This is a genomic window from Streptomyces sp. MAR4 CNX-425 (genome assembly GCF_048656465.1).
Lineage (GTDB): Bacteria > Actinomycetota > Actinomycetes > Streptomycetales > Streptomycetaceae > Streptomyces.
In genome coordinates, this window is record NZ_JBMDLF010000008.1 from 148026 (window position 1) to 164359 (window position 16334).

General features: G+C 73.3%; 13 protein-coding genes, 1 tRNA gene and 1 pseudogene. 10 read left to right on the forward strand and 5 right to left on the reverse strand.

What is annotated here, in order from left to right; genetic code table 11:
- Positions 1–165: 165 nt before the first annotated feature.
- The 3 genes from ACHZ99_RS22545 to ACHZ99_RS22555 all read left to right on the forward strand — a co-directional run bounded on the left by ACHZ99_RS22545 (position 166) and on the right by ACHZ99_RS22555 (position 1279).
- Positions 166–489 carry a hypothetical protein gene (locus ACHZ99_RS22545; RefSeq protein ID WP_420306516.1) on the forward strand — a complete coding sequence of 108 codons (324 nt, stop codon included), beginning with the start codon at positions 166–168 and terminating at the stop codon, positions 487–489.
- Between the two features lie 158 nt (positions 490–647).
- A complete protein-coding gene (locus ACHZ99_RS22550; protein WP_276314995.1) occupies positions 648–971 on the forward strand; it encodes a WhiB family transcriptional regulator in 324 nt (107 codons plus the stop codon).
- On the forward strand, positions 968–1279 hold the full coding sequence (locus ACHZ99_RS22555; RefSeq protein ID WP_420306517.1) for a hypothetical protein: 312 nt from the start codon (positions 968–970) through the stop codon (positions 1277–1279). Before ACHZ99_RS22550 ends, ACHZ99_RS22555 begins: the two co-directional genes overlap by 4 nt.
- Before the next feature lie 180 nt (positions 1280–1459).
- On the opposite strand, the gene ACHZ99_RS22560 is transcribed toward ACHZ99_RS22555, so the two are convergent.
- Both ACHZ99_RS22560 and ACHZ99_RS22565 read right to left on the reverse strand, forming a co-directional pair.
- The gene (locus ACHZ99_RS22560) at positions 1460–2860 is read right to left on the reverse strand and encodes an ABC1 kinase family protein (protein WP_420306518.1); all 1401 of its coding nucleotides are present in this window, start codon (positions 2858–2860) and stop codon (positions 1460–1462) included.
- Positions 2853–3998 carry a ThiF family adenylyltransferase gene (locus ACHZ99_RS22565; RefSeq protein ID WP_420306519.1) on the reverse strand — a complete coding sequence of 382 codons (1146 nt, stop codon included), beginning with the start codon at positions 3996–3998 and terminating at the stop codon, positions 2853–2855. The genes ACHZ99_RS22560 and ACHZ99_RS22565 overlap by 8 nt, the downstream gene beginning before the upstream one ends.
- Positions 3999–4166: 168 nt before the next feature.
- Between ACHZ99_RS22565 and ACHZ99_RS22570 the strand changes: the two genes are divergently transcribed.
- Complete coding sequence (locus tag ACHZ99_RS22570; protein WP_420306520.1) at positions 4167–4754, forward strand: M48 family metallopeptidase; 588 nt, start codon at positions 4167–4169, stop codon at positions 4752–4754.
- A gap of 75 nt (positions 4755–4829) precedes the next feature.
- Here ACHZ99_RS22570 and ACHZ99_RS22575 read toward each other — a convergent pair whose 3' ends face one another.
- Positions 4830–5360, reverse strand: coding sequence for an NUDIX hydrolase (locus tag ACHZ99_RS22575; RefSeq protein ID WP_420306521.1), 531 nt, complete (start codon positions 5358–5360; stop codon positions 4830–4832).
- A complete protein-coding gene (locus ACHZ99_RS22580) occupies positions 5357–6847 on the reverse strand; it encodes a zinc-dependent metalloprotease (RefSeq protein ID WP_420306522.1) in 1491 nt (496 codons plus the stop codon). The genes ACHZ99_RS22575 and ACHZ99_RS22580 overlap by 4 nt, the downstream gene beginning before the upstream one ends.
- 175 nt (positions 6848–7022) lie before the next feature.
- On the opposite strand from ACHZ99_RS22580, the gene ACHZ99_RS22585 reads away from it, so the two are divergent.
- The 3 genes from ACHZ99_RS22585 (at position 7023) to ACHZ99_RS22595 (ending at position 10065) form a co-directional block, all read left to right on the forward strand.
- Positions 7023–8168, forward strand: a complete 1146-nt coding sequence (locus ACHZ99_RS22585; RefSeq protein WP_420306523.1) for an SDR family oxidoreductase — start codon at positions 7023–7025, stop codon at positions 8166–8168.
- 52 nt (positions 8169–8220) lie between these two features.
- Positions 8221–8700 (forward strand): molybdenum cofactor biosynthesis protein MoaE, encoded by a 480-nt coding sequence (locus tag ACHZ99_RS22590; protein ID WP_420306524.1) that lies wholly within the window; start codon positions 8221–8223, stop codon positions 8698–8700.
- Positions 8701–8970: 270 nt separating this feature from the next.
- Positions 8971–10065, forward strand: coding sequence for a PDZ domain-containing protein (locus ACHZ99_RS22595; protein ID WP_420306525.1), 1095 nt, complete (start codon positions 8971–8973; stop codon positions 10063–10065).
- A gap of 88 nt (positions 10066–10153) precedes the next feature.
- Here the strand turns inward: ACHZ99_RS22595 and ACHZ99_RS22600 are convergent, their stop codons facing one another.
- On the reverse strand, positions 10154–10753 hold the full coding sequence (locus ACHZ99_RS22600; RefSeq protein WP_420306526.1) for a PPA1309 family protein: 600 nt from the start codon (positions 10751–10753) through the stop codon (positions 10154–10156).
- Positions 10754–10897: 144 nt separating this feature from the next.
- Between ACHZ99_RS22600 and ACHZ99_RS22605 the strand changes: the two genes are divergently transcribed.
- From ACHZ99_RS22605 to ACHZ99_RS22615, 3 genes and pseudogenes are all read left to right on the forward strand, one after another.
- A complete protein-coding gene (locus tag ACHZ99_RS22605; protein ID WP_420306718.1) occupies positions 10898–13885 on the forward strand; it encodes a UPF0182 family protein in 2988 nt (995 codons plus the stop codon).
- 101 nt (positions 13886–13986) lie between these two features.
- Positions 13987–14060 (forward strand) — tRNA-Met (locus tag ACHZ99_RS22610).
- 262 nt (positions 14061–14322) lie between these two features.
- Positions 14323–16301, forward strand: a pseudogene (locus tag ACHZ99_RS22615) (tetratricopeptide repeat protein).
- Positions 16302–16334 lie beyond the last annotated feature (33 nt).

Genomic DNA, 16334 nt, shown 5'->3' on the forward strand with positions numbered 1-16334 from the left:
GTCCCGGAAAAAATTTCCCCGAAAAATGGTTTGCGATCCCCGGAGGGAGCCTCATAGCCTTCCGGCACGGAAGAACAGCTCTTCACGGAGCCGGTGATTCCGTGTTGTACTAGGAGACCTTGGACCGGCTCGCCGGTCCGACGAGAGCGGAGAGGAGGAGAAACCATGATCAGCATCACGAAACTCGACAGTCGTGCTGCCGCCGGTCGCGAGGTCGTCTCCTCCTGCCTGCTCGCGGTCTCCGACGCTCAGCTCCGTGCCACCGGTGTGTCCGGTGTCCTCGGCGGTCTGGGTGCCGATGTCCGTGACGAGCGACCGACCAAGGCACTCCTGGTAGCAGCGCCGCAGGCTCCGGCCTATGCGGCGGCGGCAGCGGGTGCCGACCTCCAGCAGAAGTGGGCCAATGGCGCCTTTGCCGGCGGCATCGCGGCCACGACGCAGCACATGCGGGCCTTCCGCGGGCCTGATCCCTGGAAAGAACCATCTTGATCGACAAGATCGAGACGGCACCTTCCAGGGCCGCGGAACCCGAATCGGGATCCGCGGCCCTTTTGATTTGCCCAACGCAAAAGTTGATCAAGACGACGAGCAAGGACGGAACCGTGTCCCTCCCCGTGCACACCCCGCACAGGCCCACGCCCGACCCCGTGCCCGGCACCACCGACCTGGAGGTCCCCTTGACGACCCAGCTGACCGCTCTCACCGAGCTCGACGAGCGCATCGACGCGCTCGGCGACCTCGTGCCCTGCCGGAGCTACGACCCCGAAGTGTTCTTCGCGGAGACCCCGGCGGACGTCGAGTACGCCAAGTCCCTCTGCCAGACCTGCCCCGTGCGTGAGGCGTGCCTCGCGGGCGCGAAGGAGCGCCGCGAGCCCTGGGGCGTCTGGGGCGGCGAGCTGTTCGTCCAGGGAGTCGTCGTGCCGCGCAAGCGGCCGCGTGGTCGCCCGCGGAAGAACCCGGTCGTGGCATGAACGCCCACGGCACGATCGACCGTCCGCGTCCGCACGAACCGGCAGAGCAGGAAACGACGATGAGCCCGTCCACCGACTACCCCGCAGCACGTCACGAAGCAGGCGCCTACGACGAGCGCCAGAACAGGAACCTTGAGATGCAACTCATGCCAGAAGCCCTCGCCCGGGCCCAGTATCAGGACCGGATGGCGGCTGCCGAAGAGGAACGCAGGGCCATGCGCCTGATCATCGCCCGCCGGATGCAGCGCCGGGCCGAGCGCGCGCACATGCGCGCCCGGCGCGCGCTGGCCATGGCGGTCATGCAGTAAGGACCCATCCGCACACACCGCCCGCGCCACGACGCCTGGTGCCGCACCTCGCCGCGTGGTCGGGATCGCCCGACCACCCCGGTACGAGGGCGGCCTTCCGTCCGGCGACGTACGGCACCGGCCCCCGCCGTCCGCCCTTCCGGGTGGGCGGCGGGGGCCGCGGATGGCTTCCGGGGGCCGTCAGGCGCTTGCCGGCGCCGGGTCCTCCGTCGCGGAACCCTCGTGGGGGTCGTCCTCCGGACGGCCCCCTTCCGCGTACTCGGCGAAGCCCGGCAGCCACTCCGTCAGCTCGTCGCGCATCCGCACCTCGGCGCCGAGCTGGCAGAGCACCCCGATGGTGCTGAGCGTCACCCGGTGGATGAGCAGATACGACGGCGGCAGGTTCAACTGCCGGCCCAACTGGTGCGCGGGATTGCGGGGGTCGGCGATCCGGGCCGCCTGGGTGCGCATCCACTCCCGGTCGAAGGTGAACTCGTCCACCGCGGCCGGCTCGATGATCGGCAGCAGGTAGTCGATCACCGCCTCCGGGTCCAGCTCGACGTCCGGCTTCACGAACCCCTGCTCCCGCAGCAGCTCGTAGACCTCGTCCGCCTGGCCGGCCAGCGTCATCCCCAGCGCCGTGCCGATCTCCTCCGGCAGCCCGCCCGGCAGCCGGTCCACCGTGCCGAAGTCCATCACCCCGAGCCGCCACTCCTCCGGCTCGCCCTCCTTCACCAGCCGGAAGTTGCCCGGGTGCGGGTCGGCGTGGAGCAGCCCCGTGCGCGCCGTGCCGGCGAAGAGGAACCGCGCCAGCAACTGGCCCACCCGGTCCCGCTCCGCCCGGGAGCCGTCCGTTATCAGCTCCGAGACCGGCACCCCGTCCAGCCACTCGGTCACCAGCACCTGGTCCGCCTGGTGCACCACGTCCGGCACCAGCACGTCCGGGTCGTCCGCGAACTCCGCCGCGTACGCGCTCTGGGCCTGCGCCTCCAGCTCGTAGTCCAGCTCCTCCGAGACCCGGTCCCGCAGCTCCTGGATCAGCGGCTTGATGTCCAGCCCCGGCACCAGCGGGCCCAGCAACCGCGCGAAGCGGCCCAGCTGCGCCAGGTCGGACAGCAACGCCTTGCCCGCGCCCGGATACTGCACCTTGACCGCGACCTCCCGGCCGTCGTGCCACACCGCCCGGTGCACCTGCCCTATCGAGGCCGCCGCCGCGGGCGTGTCCTCGAACTCCTCGAAGAGGTCCCGCCAGTCCGGGCCCAGCCGCTCCGCCAGCGCGCCGTGCACCGTGCGCACCGGCATCGGCGGCGCCGCCTCCTGCAGCTTGGTCAGGGCCGCCCGGTACGGCCCGGCTATCTCCTCCGGCAGCGCGGACTCGAAGACGGACAGCGCCTGCCCGAACTTCATCGCCCCGCCCTTCAGCTCGCCGAGCGTCTTGAACAGCTGCTCGGCGGTGCGCTGCTGCACCTCCCGGGCCACCAGCTCCGCCGGCCGCCCGCCGATCCGCTTGCCGATTCCCCAGGTGGCGCGCCCGGCGAAGCCCACCGGCAGCGAGGCCAGCCGGGCGGTACGTGTGATCGCCTTGCGCGGAAGGTCAGTCATGGGCCACTCCCGTATCCCGGTCAGCGGCTGCCGCCGCACCGCACCCGCACCTCGGGTGTGGATCGAGCTTCGTCAACTCCCAGGCGAGGCCCGGCAGCGCGAACTCCAGCCGGGCCCCCGTGCAGGCCGGCAGCCGTCCGTCGACAAAGGTCAGCGCGTGGGCGGCCGTCAGCCCTGCCACCATTGTCGCCAACGCCACATCGCACGCGGCGACCCCCTCCCGGTCACCTCCCGCCCGCCACTGGGCGAGCATCCGCGGCCACTCCGGCTCGCGCTCCGCGCGGGCCTCCGCGAGGCAGCCGGCACACGCGGAACCACCCGGCAGCACGAGCGGTCCCACCACCCCCGTGCCCTCCAGCACACCCGCGTACACGTGCGGAATGCCCGCTTCGCGACAGTGCCGCGCGACGTCCGGATCCGGCGCGTACGCCGCGAGGCCGTCGCGCGGCGCCAGCACCACCAGCGAGACCGCCGCGGGGCGGCGCCCGCCGCGGGCGGCGGGCCACGGCCCCGCCCGCCGGACCGCGCCCCGCACCGCCTCCGCCCGCCGCCGGCCGACCTCCCCGGGGCCGACCCCACCCGGCGCGACGTCCCACGGCTCGACGCGGCCGCCGTCGACGACGTCCACCTCGCCGATCCCCGCCGCGGAGAGCAGCGCCGCCACGGAGGCGCCCACCCGCCCGGCGCCGCGCACCAGCACCCGCAGCCCCCGCCGCGCCGCCAGCCGCTCCCGGGCGGCCCCGGGCTCGGGGTGCACGACGGACAGCGAAGCCTGGTCGCCGCGCAGCCGTGCCGGTATCGCCCCGGTCCGGTGGACGTCGCGTGGACGGTCGGTGGAGGCCGGGTGGTCGTCCGGGGGAGTTCCGGTGGTATTCCGCGGCGGCGGACCCTCGTCGATCAGCCCCGCCCTGGTCAATCCGGCGACCAGGGCGTCCACCGAGCCCGGCGGGAGCCCGAACCCGTGCGCCTCGCGGCGCAGCGACTCCAGCCCGCGCGTGCCGTCCAGCCGGCGCAGAAACAGCCCCGTCGCCGCGTCCACCGGCTCGATCGACACCGCATGTGCCCTGGTCACGCCCATCTGGACGGTGTGCCTGCCGCGCCAGCTCCGGCGCAGCGCCGGCTTGATCATCGGATGCATCGTGCCCCCCTCGTTCCTCCGCCACTCTGCCGGCCGGCGCCGCGACTCATCGCAAGTTATCCACAGGTGACGGAAAAAGTATTACGAATTGGGCACAGCTCCCGCTGCGGCGCCGTAGGGCTGCTTCCGGCCGGGACTTTCCCCGCCCCGACCGGGTAACGTCGTGCCGTGCCCGCTGACCCAGAGCACAGCCCAGGACGGCCGAAACCGTCGCGAGCGGTCGAGGTCAGACGCAGCACGCGCAGGCGCAGGACCGTTTCCGCGTATCGCGAGGGCGACCGCACCGTCGTGCTGATCCCCGCCCGCATGAGCGAGGCCGAGGAGCAGCGCTGGGTGACCGTCATGCTCGACAAATTGCAGGCCCAGGAGAACCGGCGGATGCCGGGCGACGCCGAGCTGGCCGACCGCGCCGAGCGGCTGTCCGCCCAGTACCTCGACGGCCAGGCCCGGCCCAGGAGCGTGCGCTGGGTCACCAACCAGAACACCCGCTGGGGCTCCTGCACCCCCGCCGAGGGCACGATCCGCCTCTCGCACCGGCTGAAGGGCATGCCGGAGTACGTCATCGACTACGTGCTGATCCACGAGCTGGCCCACCTGCTCGTGCCGGGCCACGGCCCCCGCTTCTGGAACCTCGTCGCCGCCTACCCCCGCACCGAGCGGGCCCGCGGCTACCTGGAGGGCGTGGTCGCCGGCGAGAGCCTCCCCTTCATCCCCCGCCCCGCACCCTCCGGCCGCCCCCCGTCCATCGGCGACTAGCCGACCAGCCGACGGGCCGTCCCACGCCAGCCCCGCCCCGGAACGGCCCGGGCAGGCCCCGGCCGATCGCCGCCGTCAGGCCAGCCGCGCGCGCGTACGCTCCATCAGCTGCGCCACGGACGGGTCGGCGACGGCCGCCACCTCGTCGTACCCGTACCACCGCAGGTCCAGCGACTCCGCGCTGATCGACGGCACCGCGTCCGCCGGGGCCAGCGCCGCGTACTGCACGTCCAGGTGCCAGGCGCACGGGGTGTGGTGCCGGTCGAGCCCCACCGGACCGCCGGGCAGCAGCGTGAGACCCGGCATGCCGGACTCCTCGCCCGCCTCCCGCAGCGCCGCCGCGGCCAGCGTGGCGTCCTCCGGCTCGCAGTGCCCGCCGGTCTGCAGCCACATGTTCAGCTTGCGGTGGAGGGTCAGCAGGACCCGCTCGCGCGGCACGTCGACGATCAGCGCGCTGGCCGTCACGTGCCCGGTCGCGCACGGCTTGTACATCCCGTCGGGGTGGGCCGCCAGATGCTCCAGGTACGTCCCGCGGAGCGCGTCCTGACCGCCGTCCGGCGCGCTCCACTCCTTCAGTACGCGCTCGGCGTCGTCCCGCAGCGTCACTTGTCCGCGTCGCCCTTGCCGCCGTCCTGCCCGTCGTCGCCGCCGTCGCCGTCGGCACCGTCACCGCCGCCGGCGGCGGAATCCGGCCCCTCCGGCGTCCCGCCGGAGCCCAGCATCTTCTCCAGCTCGGAGAAGTCCGCCTGCTCGCTGTGCACGAACCCGTCCGGGTCGTCCAGGTCGGCCGCCGTCGGCAGCATGTCGGGGTGTGCCCACAGCGCGTCCCGCCCGTCGGCCCCGCGCGCGTCCGCCAGCGACGCCCACAGCCGCGAGGCGTCCCGCAGCCGCCGCGGCCGGAGCTCCAGCCCGATGAGGGTGGCGAACGTCTGCTCGGCGGGACCGCCGGTGGCGCGCCTGCGGCGCAGCGCCTCGCGCAGCGAGTTCACCGAGGGGGCGTCCAGGTGCGGCTCCGCGGCGGCGTACACGACCGCGTCCACCCAGCCCTCGACCAGCGCCAGGGCCGTCTCCAGCCGCGCCAGCGCCGCCTTCTGCTCCGGGGTGTCCTCCGGCTGGAACATGCCCTGTTGCAGCGCCTCCTGGAGCTGCTCGGGGCGCTCGATGTCGACCTGGCCGACGAGGTCCTCCAGCTTGGAGGTGTCCACCTTGATCCCGCGCGCGTACCCCTCGACGGCGCCGAAGAGGTGCGAGCGCAGCCACGGCACGTGGGCGAAGAGCCGCTGGTGCGCCGCCTCGCGCAGCGCCAGGTACAGCCGGACCTCGTCCTGGGGCACGCCCAGGCCCTCGCTGAACTTCTTGATGTTCACCGGCAGCAGCGCCGCCTTGCCCGCCGGCCCCAGCGGCAGCCCGATGTCGGTCGAGCCGACGACCTCGCCGGCCAGCACGCCCACCGCGTGCCCGATCTGGGTGCCGAACATCGCGCCGCCCATCGAGCGCATCATGCCCATGAGCGGCCCGGCCATGGCCTGCATCTCCTCCGGCAGCACCCCGCCCATGGCGGCGCCCACGCGCTCGGCGACCGGGTCGACCAGCTCCTTCCACACCGGGAGGGTCTCCTCGACCCACTCGGCGCGGCTCCACGCCAGCGCGGTGCCCGAGCCGGAGGGCAGGGACGTCACCCCGTCGAGCCACAGGTCGGCGAGTCGTACGGATTCCTCGACCCCCCTGCGCTCGGCCGGCCCGACGCTGGCGTCCTTCGACGCCCCCTCGGACTCCCCGGCCTGGGAGACGGTCTGGCGGGCGATGTCCTTGGCCATGTCCCAGTTGACCGGCCCGCCCTCGTAGCTCAGCATCTGGCCGAGCTGCTGGAAGGCCGCACCCAGGTCCTGCGGGCCCATGGCGCCGCCCGGGCCGCCGCCGAGGGAGCCGAAGAGGGCCGCGAACGGGTTCTGCGGGTCGCCGGCGGCGCCCCCGAATCCGAACGGGTCCCGTCCGCTCTGGTCGCCGTCCCCCTTGCGGGCATCCTTGCCGTCGCCCTCGCCGTCGTCGTCCGGCTCCTGGGGGAGGCCGAATCCGAATGGGGTGTCACTCACGGTTTCCTCGGCTCGTCGGGCCGCCTGCACCGGGCCGGCGGCGTACGCCCTCCACTACCTCCACCCTATGCCGCTTCGTATGCCTGCACGATGTCCTGGCGCCCGCCGCCACCGACGGGGGCGCGGCTGGGGCAGGATGGATGGAACTACTGCACACAACAGCTGGAGCCGCCCGGTGAGTTCCCCGGAACCGAACGTTCGCGCAGCGCGAAAGGCCGCAGAAGGGGCCGCGGCCGACGAGCCCGCCCCGGGGGCGTGGCGCCCCGTCGTCGCCGTGACCGGGGCGGCGGCCGGCATCGGCGCCCTGGTCACGGAGCGGCTGGCGGCCTCCGACGAGGTCAGGCAGGTCGTCGCCATCGACGAGCGGCGCGGCGAGCTGCCCGAGGCCCACTGGCACGTGCTGGACGTGCGGGACCCGGCCATCGCCGACAAGCTGCGCGGCACGGACGTCGTGGTGCACCTCGCCATGGACCTGGACCTGGAGACCGACGCCACCGCCCGTACCGCGTACAACGTACGTGGTACGCAGACGGTGCTCACCGCCGCCGCGGCCGCCGGCGTGCGCCGCGTCGTCCTGTGCACCTCCGCCATGGTCTACGGCGCCCTGCCCGACAACCCCGTCCCGCTCGCCGAGGACGCCGAGCTGCGCGCCACCGAGGAGGCCACCGGCGTCGGCGACCTGCTGGAGATGGAGCGCCTCGGCCGCCGCGCGCCCCGGGCGCACCCCGGCCTGAACGTCACCGTGGTCCGCCCCGCCGCCGTCGTCGGCGGCGTCGACACCCCGCTGACCCGGTACTTCGAGTCGCCGCGGCTGCTGGTGGTCAAGGGCACCCGGCCGTGCTGGCAGTTCTGCCACATCGACGACCTGGCCGCGGCGCTGACGTTCGCCGCGCTGGAGAAGGCCGAGGGGGAGCTGGCGGTCGGCTGCGACGGCTGGCTGGAGCAGGACGAGGTCGAGGAGCTGACCGGCATCCGGCGCATGGAGCTGCCGTCGGCCGTCGCGCTCGGCGCCGCCTCCCGGCTGCACCGCCTCGGGCTCACGCCGTCGCCCGCGGGGGACCTGGCGTACACGATGTACCCCTGGGTCGTCAGCGGCAGCCGGCTGCACGAGGCGGGCTGGCGCCCCCAGCACACCAACGAGGAGGTGCTGGCCGAGCTGCTGGACGAGGTCTCCGGCCGGCACACGGTCGCGGGCCGCCGGCTGGGCCGCAAGGACGCCGCCGCGGCGGGCGCCGCCGGGGCGGCCGGGGCGACGGTCGCGCTGCTGGGCACGGCCGCGGTCGTCCGCCGGGTGCGCAAGGCCCGGCGCGGCAAGATCTGAGCCGCGCGCAGCCCGCGGGTGCGGTGCCGGGGCCGTGCGGCAGGATGGACGCATGGCAGACACCCCGCAGCACCCCGGCGAGCGGACCGCCGCGGACCCCGTGCGCCTCGTCGCCGTCCGCGGGACCCCGCTCTCGGTCGACGAGGTCTTCGCCGCCGTCGGCGACCCCGCCGCGGGCGGCACGGCGCTGTTCGTCGGCACGGTCCGCGACCACGACCGCCGCGAGGCGTCCGAGCGCGTCGACGGCGTCACGGCGCTGGGGTACTCGTCGCACCCCACCGCCGAGGCGGAGATGCGCCGGATCGCGGAGAAGGTCGCGGCCGACTATCCGGTACGGGCCCTGGCCGCCGTCCACCGCGTGGGCGAACTGGCCGTGGGCGATCTCGCCGTCGTGGTCGCCGTCTCCTGCCCGCACCGCGCGGAGGCGTTCGACGCCTGCCGCCGCCTGGTCGACACCCTCAAGCGGGACGTTCCCATCTGGAAACACCAGAAGTTCACGGACGGGACGGAGGAGTGGGTCGGCGCTGGCTGAGCCCGTCGAGTTGCGTAACTTCCGGGCCCGCGCAAGCGTTGGCTTATCGGAAGGAAGTCACGTCGGCTAGGAGTACGGGATGGCAGCGATAGCCTGGTTGGTCATACCCCTCGCGTCAGCCGGGGCGGCCGCGATATGGGCCGGCTGGGCGACGCGCAGTCGCAAGGTGGGGGACAGCACGGAACTCGCGGGGTACGCCCGGTTCCGGGAGGCGATGGAGCGCAGCCACTCCCGTTCCGGGGCCGCTTGAGCGTCCCGTACTGTCGTTCTATGCCACGCCGCACGGCGACGCTGCTCGCCTCCACCGTGACGCTCCTCGCCATCCTCATCGCCGGGGTCTTCATCCCCGTGCCGTACGCGGAGATGTCGCCCGGGCCGACGGTGAACACCCTGGGGGCGCACGACGGCGAGCCCGTCCTGCACATCGAGGACCGCAAGACGTATCCGACCAGCGGCCACCTCAACATGACGACGGTCCGCGTCACCGGCGCCGAGTACAAGATGAACCTCGTCGAGGCCGTCTACGGCTGGCTCTCGCCCGACGACGCGGTCGTGCCGCACGAGTCGCTCTACCCGGACGACGCCACCGCCGAGGAAGTCGACCAGCAGAACGCCGAGCAGTTCTCCGCCTCCCAGGAGAGCGCCAAGGTCGCCGCCCTGGAGGAGCTGGGCATCTCCTTCACCACGCGCGTGATCGTGGCCTCCGTGCTCGCGGGCGGCGCCGCGCAGGGCACGCTGCACGCCGGTGACGTGATCAAGGCCGTCGACGGCCGGCCCGTGACGGCGCCGGGCGACGTGGTCGAGCTGGTCACCGGCCACAAGCCGGGGGAGAAGGTCACCTTCCGGGTCGTCCCCGCGGACCGGGCCGCGAAGGCGGAGAAGGCCGGCGACGACCCCCGGAAGCTGCCGGGCAAGGACCTGACCGTCACCGCCGGGGAGTCGGACCGGGAGCCCGGCAAGGCCATGGTCGGCATCACGGCCGGCACCGCGCACACCTTCCCGTTCGCGATAGACATCAAGCTCGCCGACGTCGGCGGCCCCAGCGCGGGCCTGATGTTCGCGCTCGGCATCGTCGACAAGCTCACCAAGGGCGACCTCACCGGCGGCGAGTTCGTCGCCGGCACCGGCACCATCAACCCCGACGGCCGGGTCGGGCCGATCGGCGGCATCCACATGAAGACCATCGGCGCCCGCGACCAGGGCGCGGAGTACTTCCTCACGCCCGCCCAGAACTGCCCCACGGCCGCCCGCGACGTGCCCGACGGGCTCACGCTCGTCAAGGTCGGGGAGATGGACGACGCCATGGCCGCGCTGAAGCACATCCGCGAGGGCAGCGTCGACCGGCTGGAGGAGTGCGAGGGCTAGCCTACGGCCCCGCGGCGCGCGGTGCGTAGGCCGGGCGGTCCGGCGCGACGGGGCCGGCCACCCCGGAGGACCGGCCGGCCCTACGCCGTCAGTCGAACGTCGCCGCCAGCGCCCGGGCGAGCCCCGGGACCAGGTCCGGCCCGGTGAGCACCTCGGTGGGGGCGTCCTTCGAGCGCAGCCGCAGCGCGGCCTCCCGGGTGCCGTCGCGCAGCACGCCCACCGTCATGCGGACCTCCTCGCGCCCCGGGTGCCCGGCGACCCAGGTGGCGAGCCCCGCCTCGTCGAGACCCTCGGGGACCTGGGCCTCCGCCGTGGGCGGGAGCATCAGCCGCTCGACCGTGAGCGCGCAGCCGCCGACCGCGTCGGGCCAGGCGATGGTGCCGAGGAACTCGTCGAGCGGCTGCCCCTCGGGCAGTTCCTGCTGCTCGATCGGGGTGTACGAAACCTGCGCGGCCGGCGCCGCCGCGGACCCGGCGCCGGCGTCGGCCTCCGCGCCGTCCCCGGCGTCGAGGTCGAGCCGCCGGGCGAGCCCCGGCTCCTGCGCGCGCAGCTGCGCGGTGTCGACGAGGGCGAAGAGCCGCGGCGGCCGGTCCCAGCCGAATCCGGCCGCGTACTCGTCGAGCTCCAGGACCGCGCGTGTCAGCGGGTCGGCTGCCAGGGGTGGTCCGCCGGTGGGAGAGTTGGACATGCTCGCCATCCTGCCTCATCGCTCTCTGCCACCCCCCGGCGGGAACTGAGTAAAGCTTTAGTAAGTTGCCACATTGAGCCCCTGTGCCCGCGGGGGCCGTATGACCGGACGTTCAAGTCTCGAGGTGCCACCTTGGCTTTCCAGATGCCGGACCGCGGCGGAGGCCCCACCGGGCCACGGATCAGTGTGGGCAGGCCGTCCCGGCGAGTACGAACGCTGCTGATGACACTGGGTGTGCTCGCCATCCTGGGCATCATCTTCGTCATGTTCGCCGGCTTCTGGACGGACTGGCTCTGGTATCGCTCCGTCGGCTACTCCTCCGTCTTCACCACCCGGTTGTGGACGAAGGTGGGGCTGTTCTTCGTCTTCGGCGTGCTGATGGCGGTCGCGGTCGGCTTCAACATGTGGCTGGCCCACCGGCTCCGGCCGCCGCTGAGCGCGATGTCGCTGGAGCAGGAGAGCCTCGACCGCTACCGGATGAACCTCGCGCCGTACAAGAAGTGGGTGCTGCTCGGCGTCGCCACGCTCGTGGGCCTGATCGCCGGTGCCTCCGCCACCGGGCAGTGGCGCACCTGGCTGCTGTGGGTCAACGGCCAGTCGTTCGGCGAGAAGGACCCGCAGTTCCACAAGGACATCTCCTTCTTCGCCTTCGACCTGCCGTGGTACCGCTTCCTGCTGGGCTTCGGCTTCGTCGCGGTCGTGCTGTGCACGATCGCCGCCGCGCTCACCCACTACCTCTACGGCGGCCTGCGGATCTCCAGCCCCGGCGCCCGCGCCACCTCCGCGGCGACCGGGCACCTCGCGGTGCTGCTCGGTACCTTCGTGGCGCTCAAGGCCGTGGCGTACTGGTTCGACCGCTACAGCCTGGCGACCAAGACCAGCGGCCTGAAGACCACCGACGGCTGGACCGGTCTGCGCTACGTCGACGCGAACGCCTACTTGCCGGCGAAGACGATCCTCTTCGTCATCGCCATCATCTGCTCGGTGCTGTTCTTCGCCACGCTGTGGCGGCGCACGTGGCAGCTGCCGCTCATCGGCCTCGGCCTCATGGCGCTGTCGGCGATCCTGATCGGCGGGCTCTACCCGGCGATCGTGCAGAAGTTCCAGGTGCAGCCCAACGAGCAGGCCAAGGAGACGCCGTTCATCAAGAAGAACATCGAGGCGACGCGCAAGGCGTACGGCATCGACGGTTCTCAGGTGAGGGACTACTCCGGGCAGGCGCCCAAGGGCACCAGCAACGAGCAGCTGCGCAACGCGGTCGACACGACGGCGAGCGTCCGGCTGCTCGACCCGAGCGTGGTCTCGCCGACGTACCAGCAGCAACAGCAGGTCCGCGGCTACTACCAGTTCCCCGGCACGCTCGACGTCGACCGGTACGAGGACGAGGACGGCAACTCGCAGGACACCGTCGTCGGTCTGCGTGAGATCAACGTGAACGGCATCCCGGAGAAGGGCTGGATCAACAGCCACTTCCGGTACACCCACGGCTACGGCGTGGTGGCCGCCAAGGGCACCGAGGTCACCGACGACGGCGACCCGTCGTACACGGAGAAGGACCTGCCGCCCGAGGGCGAGCTCGTCGAGGGCGAGTACGAGCCGCGCATCTACTACGGCGAGCAGACCCGGGACTACTCGATCGTGGGCGGCCCGCAGGACGAGGTCGACTACGCCGACGACGAGGGCGAGAAGACGTACCGCTACAAGGGCGACAGCGGCGTCGACCTGTCCAACCCGATCAACAGGGCCGCGTACGCGCTGACGTTCAGCGAGCCGCAGATGATGTACTCCGGCGCGATCGGCGAGGGCTCGCAGATCCTCTACAACCGCACCCCGAAGCAGCGGGTGGAGGCCGTCGCGCCCTGGCTGACCATCGACGGCGACCCGTATCCGGCGGTGGTCGACGGCCGCATCAAGTGGATCGTCGACGCCTACACCACCAGCAACGGCTATCCGTACTCGACCAGGACCACCCTGGGCTCCACGACGACCGACTCGCTGACGGACGACCAGCGCGAGGTGATCGCGCAGCAGAACCAGGTCAACTACATCCGCAACTCGGTCAAGGCCACGGTCGACGCCTACGACGGCAGCGTGGACCTCTACGAGTGGGACACCGAGGACCCGGTGCTCAAGACGTGGATGAAGGCGTTCCCCGACACGGTGAAGCCGCGCGCGGAGATCGGCGACGAGCTGATGGACCACCTGCGCTACCCGCAGGACCTGTTCAAGGTCCAGCGCGAGCTGCTGACGCAGTACCACGTCACCAGCCCGAAGCAGTTCTACTCCGGCAGTGAGCAGTGGCAGATCCCGGACGACCCGACCACCAAGGTCGAGAGCTCGGTGCCGCCGTACTACCTCAGCATGAAGATGCCGGACCAGGACTCCCGGACGTTCTCGCTGACGACCACGTTCACGCCGCGCAACCGCAACAACCTCGGCGCATTCATGGCCGTGGGCGCGGACGCGCGCAGCGACGACTTCGGGAAGATCAGAATCCTGAAACTGCCGCCCAACAGTCCCGTGCCGGGACCGAAGCTCGTGCAGTCCAGATTCAACTCCAACGCCGCGATCGCCGACCAGATCAACATCCTTCAGAGAGGCGACTCGGAAGTCATCTACGGCAACCTGCTCACGGTGCCGCTGGAGGGCGGACTGATCTACATCGAGCCGGTGTACGTGCAAGGCACCGGCACCGGCTACCCGTTGTTGCGCAAGGTGCTCGTCACGTACGGCGACGAGACGGCCTTCGAGGACACGCTGCCCAAGGCGCTGAACGTCGTCTTCGGGGTGGAGGAGGCGACACCACCCGAGGACACGGGTGAGGAGCCACCACCGGAGGAGGAGCCGCCGGCCGGCGGCAGTCTCCAGGACGCCGTGGAGGACGCCCGCAACGCCTACGAGGAGGGCCAGCAGGCGCTCCGGGAGCAGCCCCAGGACTGGGAGGCGTACGGCAGGGCCCAGGAAGAGCTGCAGGACGCTCTCCAGCGGATCGAGGAGGCCCAGCAGGCCCGCTCGAACGGCGGCGGCGACGGCGGCGGCGCGGACGGCGGCGGAGGCGGCGGAGGCGGCAGCGATGCCGGTGATGCCGGTGATGCCGGTGATGCCGGTGACGGCGGAGGCGGCGGAGCCTAGGGCGGCGGTGGCCCGGCGGACGTCGACGTCCGCCGGGCCACCGGCCGGACGGCCCGGCGGCGCCGGGCCCCTCCGTACCGTGATAGCCTTACGGCACACGACGCGGGGTGGAGCAGCTCGGTAGCTCGCTGGGCTCATAACCCAGAGGTCGCAGGTTCAAATCCTGTCCCCGCTACGCGAGATCGAGGCCCGGAGTCCATCGGACTCCGGGCCTCGACGTGTGTGAGACGAGAGGTCCCCGCGCGTCTGTGGGGGCGGTGGTGCGCGGGGGGCGGACGTGTCGTGCAGATGTTCTTGGGCTCATTGCTTTGGGGGTTGTGGGCGTGACAAGGTTTGATGAGTCGTCGTGTCGGGAAGTCGACAAACCGCTGAAGTGACCTTCCTGGCTGCGGTATACCAGGTGTACGCGGGTTGCAGGTGGTGCGACGATGGACCTCATGGGGGACGAGGCAAGGGTGTTGGACGCCCGTAGGACAGGGGGCACCGGTGGGCCGGAGCGCAAGGCTCCCGCCGCCGGTGAGCTGACGGCTGCGCACGACGGCCCGGATCCGGCCGTGGCGGAGCTGAGCGCGCGGGGCGCCGCCCTGCTGCGCAGGGGGGATCTGGACAGCGCGGAGCCGGTGCTGCGCGCCGCGACCGCCGAGGGCGACCGGGCGGCGGCGAACAACCTGGGCGTGCTGCTCTACCAGCGCGGCCAGGCCCACGAGGCGGCCGGCTGGTGGCGCATCGCCGCGGTCGGCGGCTCGCCCGCCGCCGCGCACGCGCTCGGGCGGTACTACCGGGAGAACGGCGACGAGCCCGGCGCCGAGTACTGGCTGCGCCAGTCCGCCGAGGCCGGGCACGCGCTGGGCGCGTACGCGCTCGCGGACCTGCTGGAGCACCGCAGCGACGTGGGCGCCGAGCGCTGGTTCCGCAGCGCGGCCGACAAGGGGCACCGCGAGGCGGCGTACCGCCTGGCGCGCATCCTCGACACCGGCACCCGGGCGCCTTCCGGCAGCGGCGTCGAGACCGGCACGCGGCTGTCGCCGCCGGCGGGGCGGCCGGGCGCGGTGAGCCTGGTCCGCGGCGGGCCCGGGGCCGGCGACGACCCGGTGGCCGAGGCCGAGCAGTGGTACCGGCAGGCCGCCGCGCGCGGGCACGTGCGCGCGGCGCTGCACCTCGGCACGCTCCTGGAGGAGCGCGGCGACTCGCAGGAGGCCGGCCGGTGGTACGTGATCTCCGCGCGGGGCGGCGAGCCGCGCGCGGCCTGTGCGCTGGGCTTCCTGCTGCGCGACGCCGGCGACGACGCCAGCGCGGCCGTGTGGTGGCGCCAGGCCGCCAAGGACGGCGACGGCAACGCGGCGAACGCGCTCGGGGCGCTGTACGCGGACCGCGGCGAGCCGCAGGAGGCCGAGCGCTGGTACCGCGCGGCGCTGGGCGCGGGCGACGTCAACGGCGCGTACAACCTGGCGCTGCTCTGCGCCGGGGAGAACCGGCTGGAGCAGGCCGAGCAGTGGTACCGGCAGGCCGCGTACACCGGACACTGCGAGGCGGCCAACGCGCTCGCCGTGCTGCTGCTCCAGCGCGGTGACGCGGCCGGCGCGGAGCCGTGGTTCTCGAAGGCCGCGGAGGCGGGGAGCGTCGACGCCGCGTTCAACCTCGGGATCATCCACGCGGGCCGCGAGGACGAGACGGGCGCCCGGCAGTGGTACGAGCGCGCCGCGTCGGCCGGGCACGTGGAGGCGGCGCTCCAGGTCGGCATCGCGCTGCTGCGCGACGGCGAGGAGAAGCGGGCGGAGCACCGGCTGCGGACGGCCGCCGAGGGCGGCAGCGCCGAGGGCGCGTTCCGGCTGGCGGCGCTGCTGGACGACCGGCGCCCGGGGCCCGGAGCGGGTCCCGGGGCGGACGCCGCCGGCGCCGTGGGCGCCCTCGGCGCGGCGGACGGCGTGCGCGCCGTGGGGCCGCGCGCCGCGCGGCCCGGGGCGGCGCGGCCGGCTCCGGCGGACCGGACGCCGGCGGCGCGTCTGCGGCCGTGACCGCGGCCGAGTGTGAGCGGTGGTACGAGCAGGCGGCGCGGCAGGGCCACCGGCGGGCGCAGGTCCGGCTGGGCATGCGCGCGGCCGGTCGCGGCGACACCGAGGCCGCGGGCCGGTGGTACCGGGCCGCGGCCGAGGCGGGCAGCCGCAACGGCGCGTTCAACCTGGGTCTGCTGCTGGCCCGGGAGGGCAGCGTGCCGGAGGCGGCGATCTGGTGGCGCCGGGCGGCCGAGCACGGCCACGGCCGCGCCGCGCTGCGGCTCGCGCTGCTGGCGGCCCGGCGGGGCGACCTGCCGGAGAGCCAGCGGTGGTCGTCGCGGGCGGTGGAGCTGGGCCCGGCGGAGGTCGCCGAGCGCGCCGCCCGGCTGCGGGACGCGCTCGCGCAGGAGCTCACGGCCTGACGGGCCGGAAGGCCCGGGGCGGACCGGTGGTAC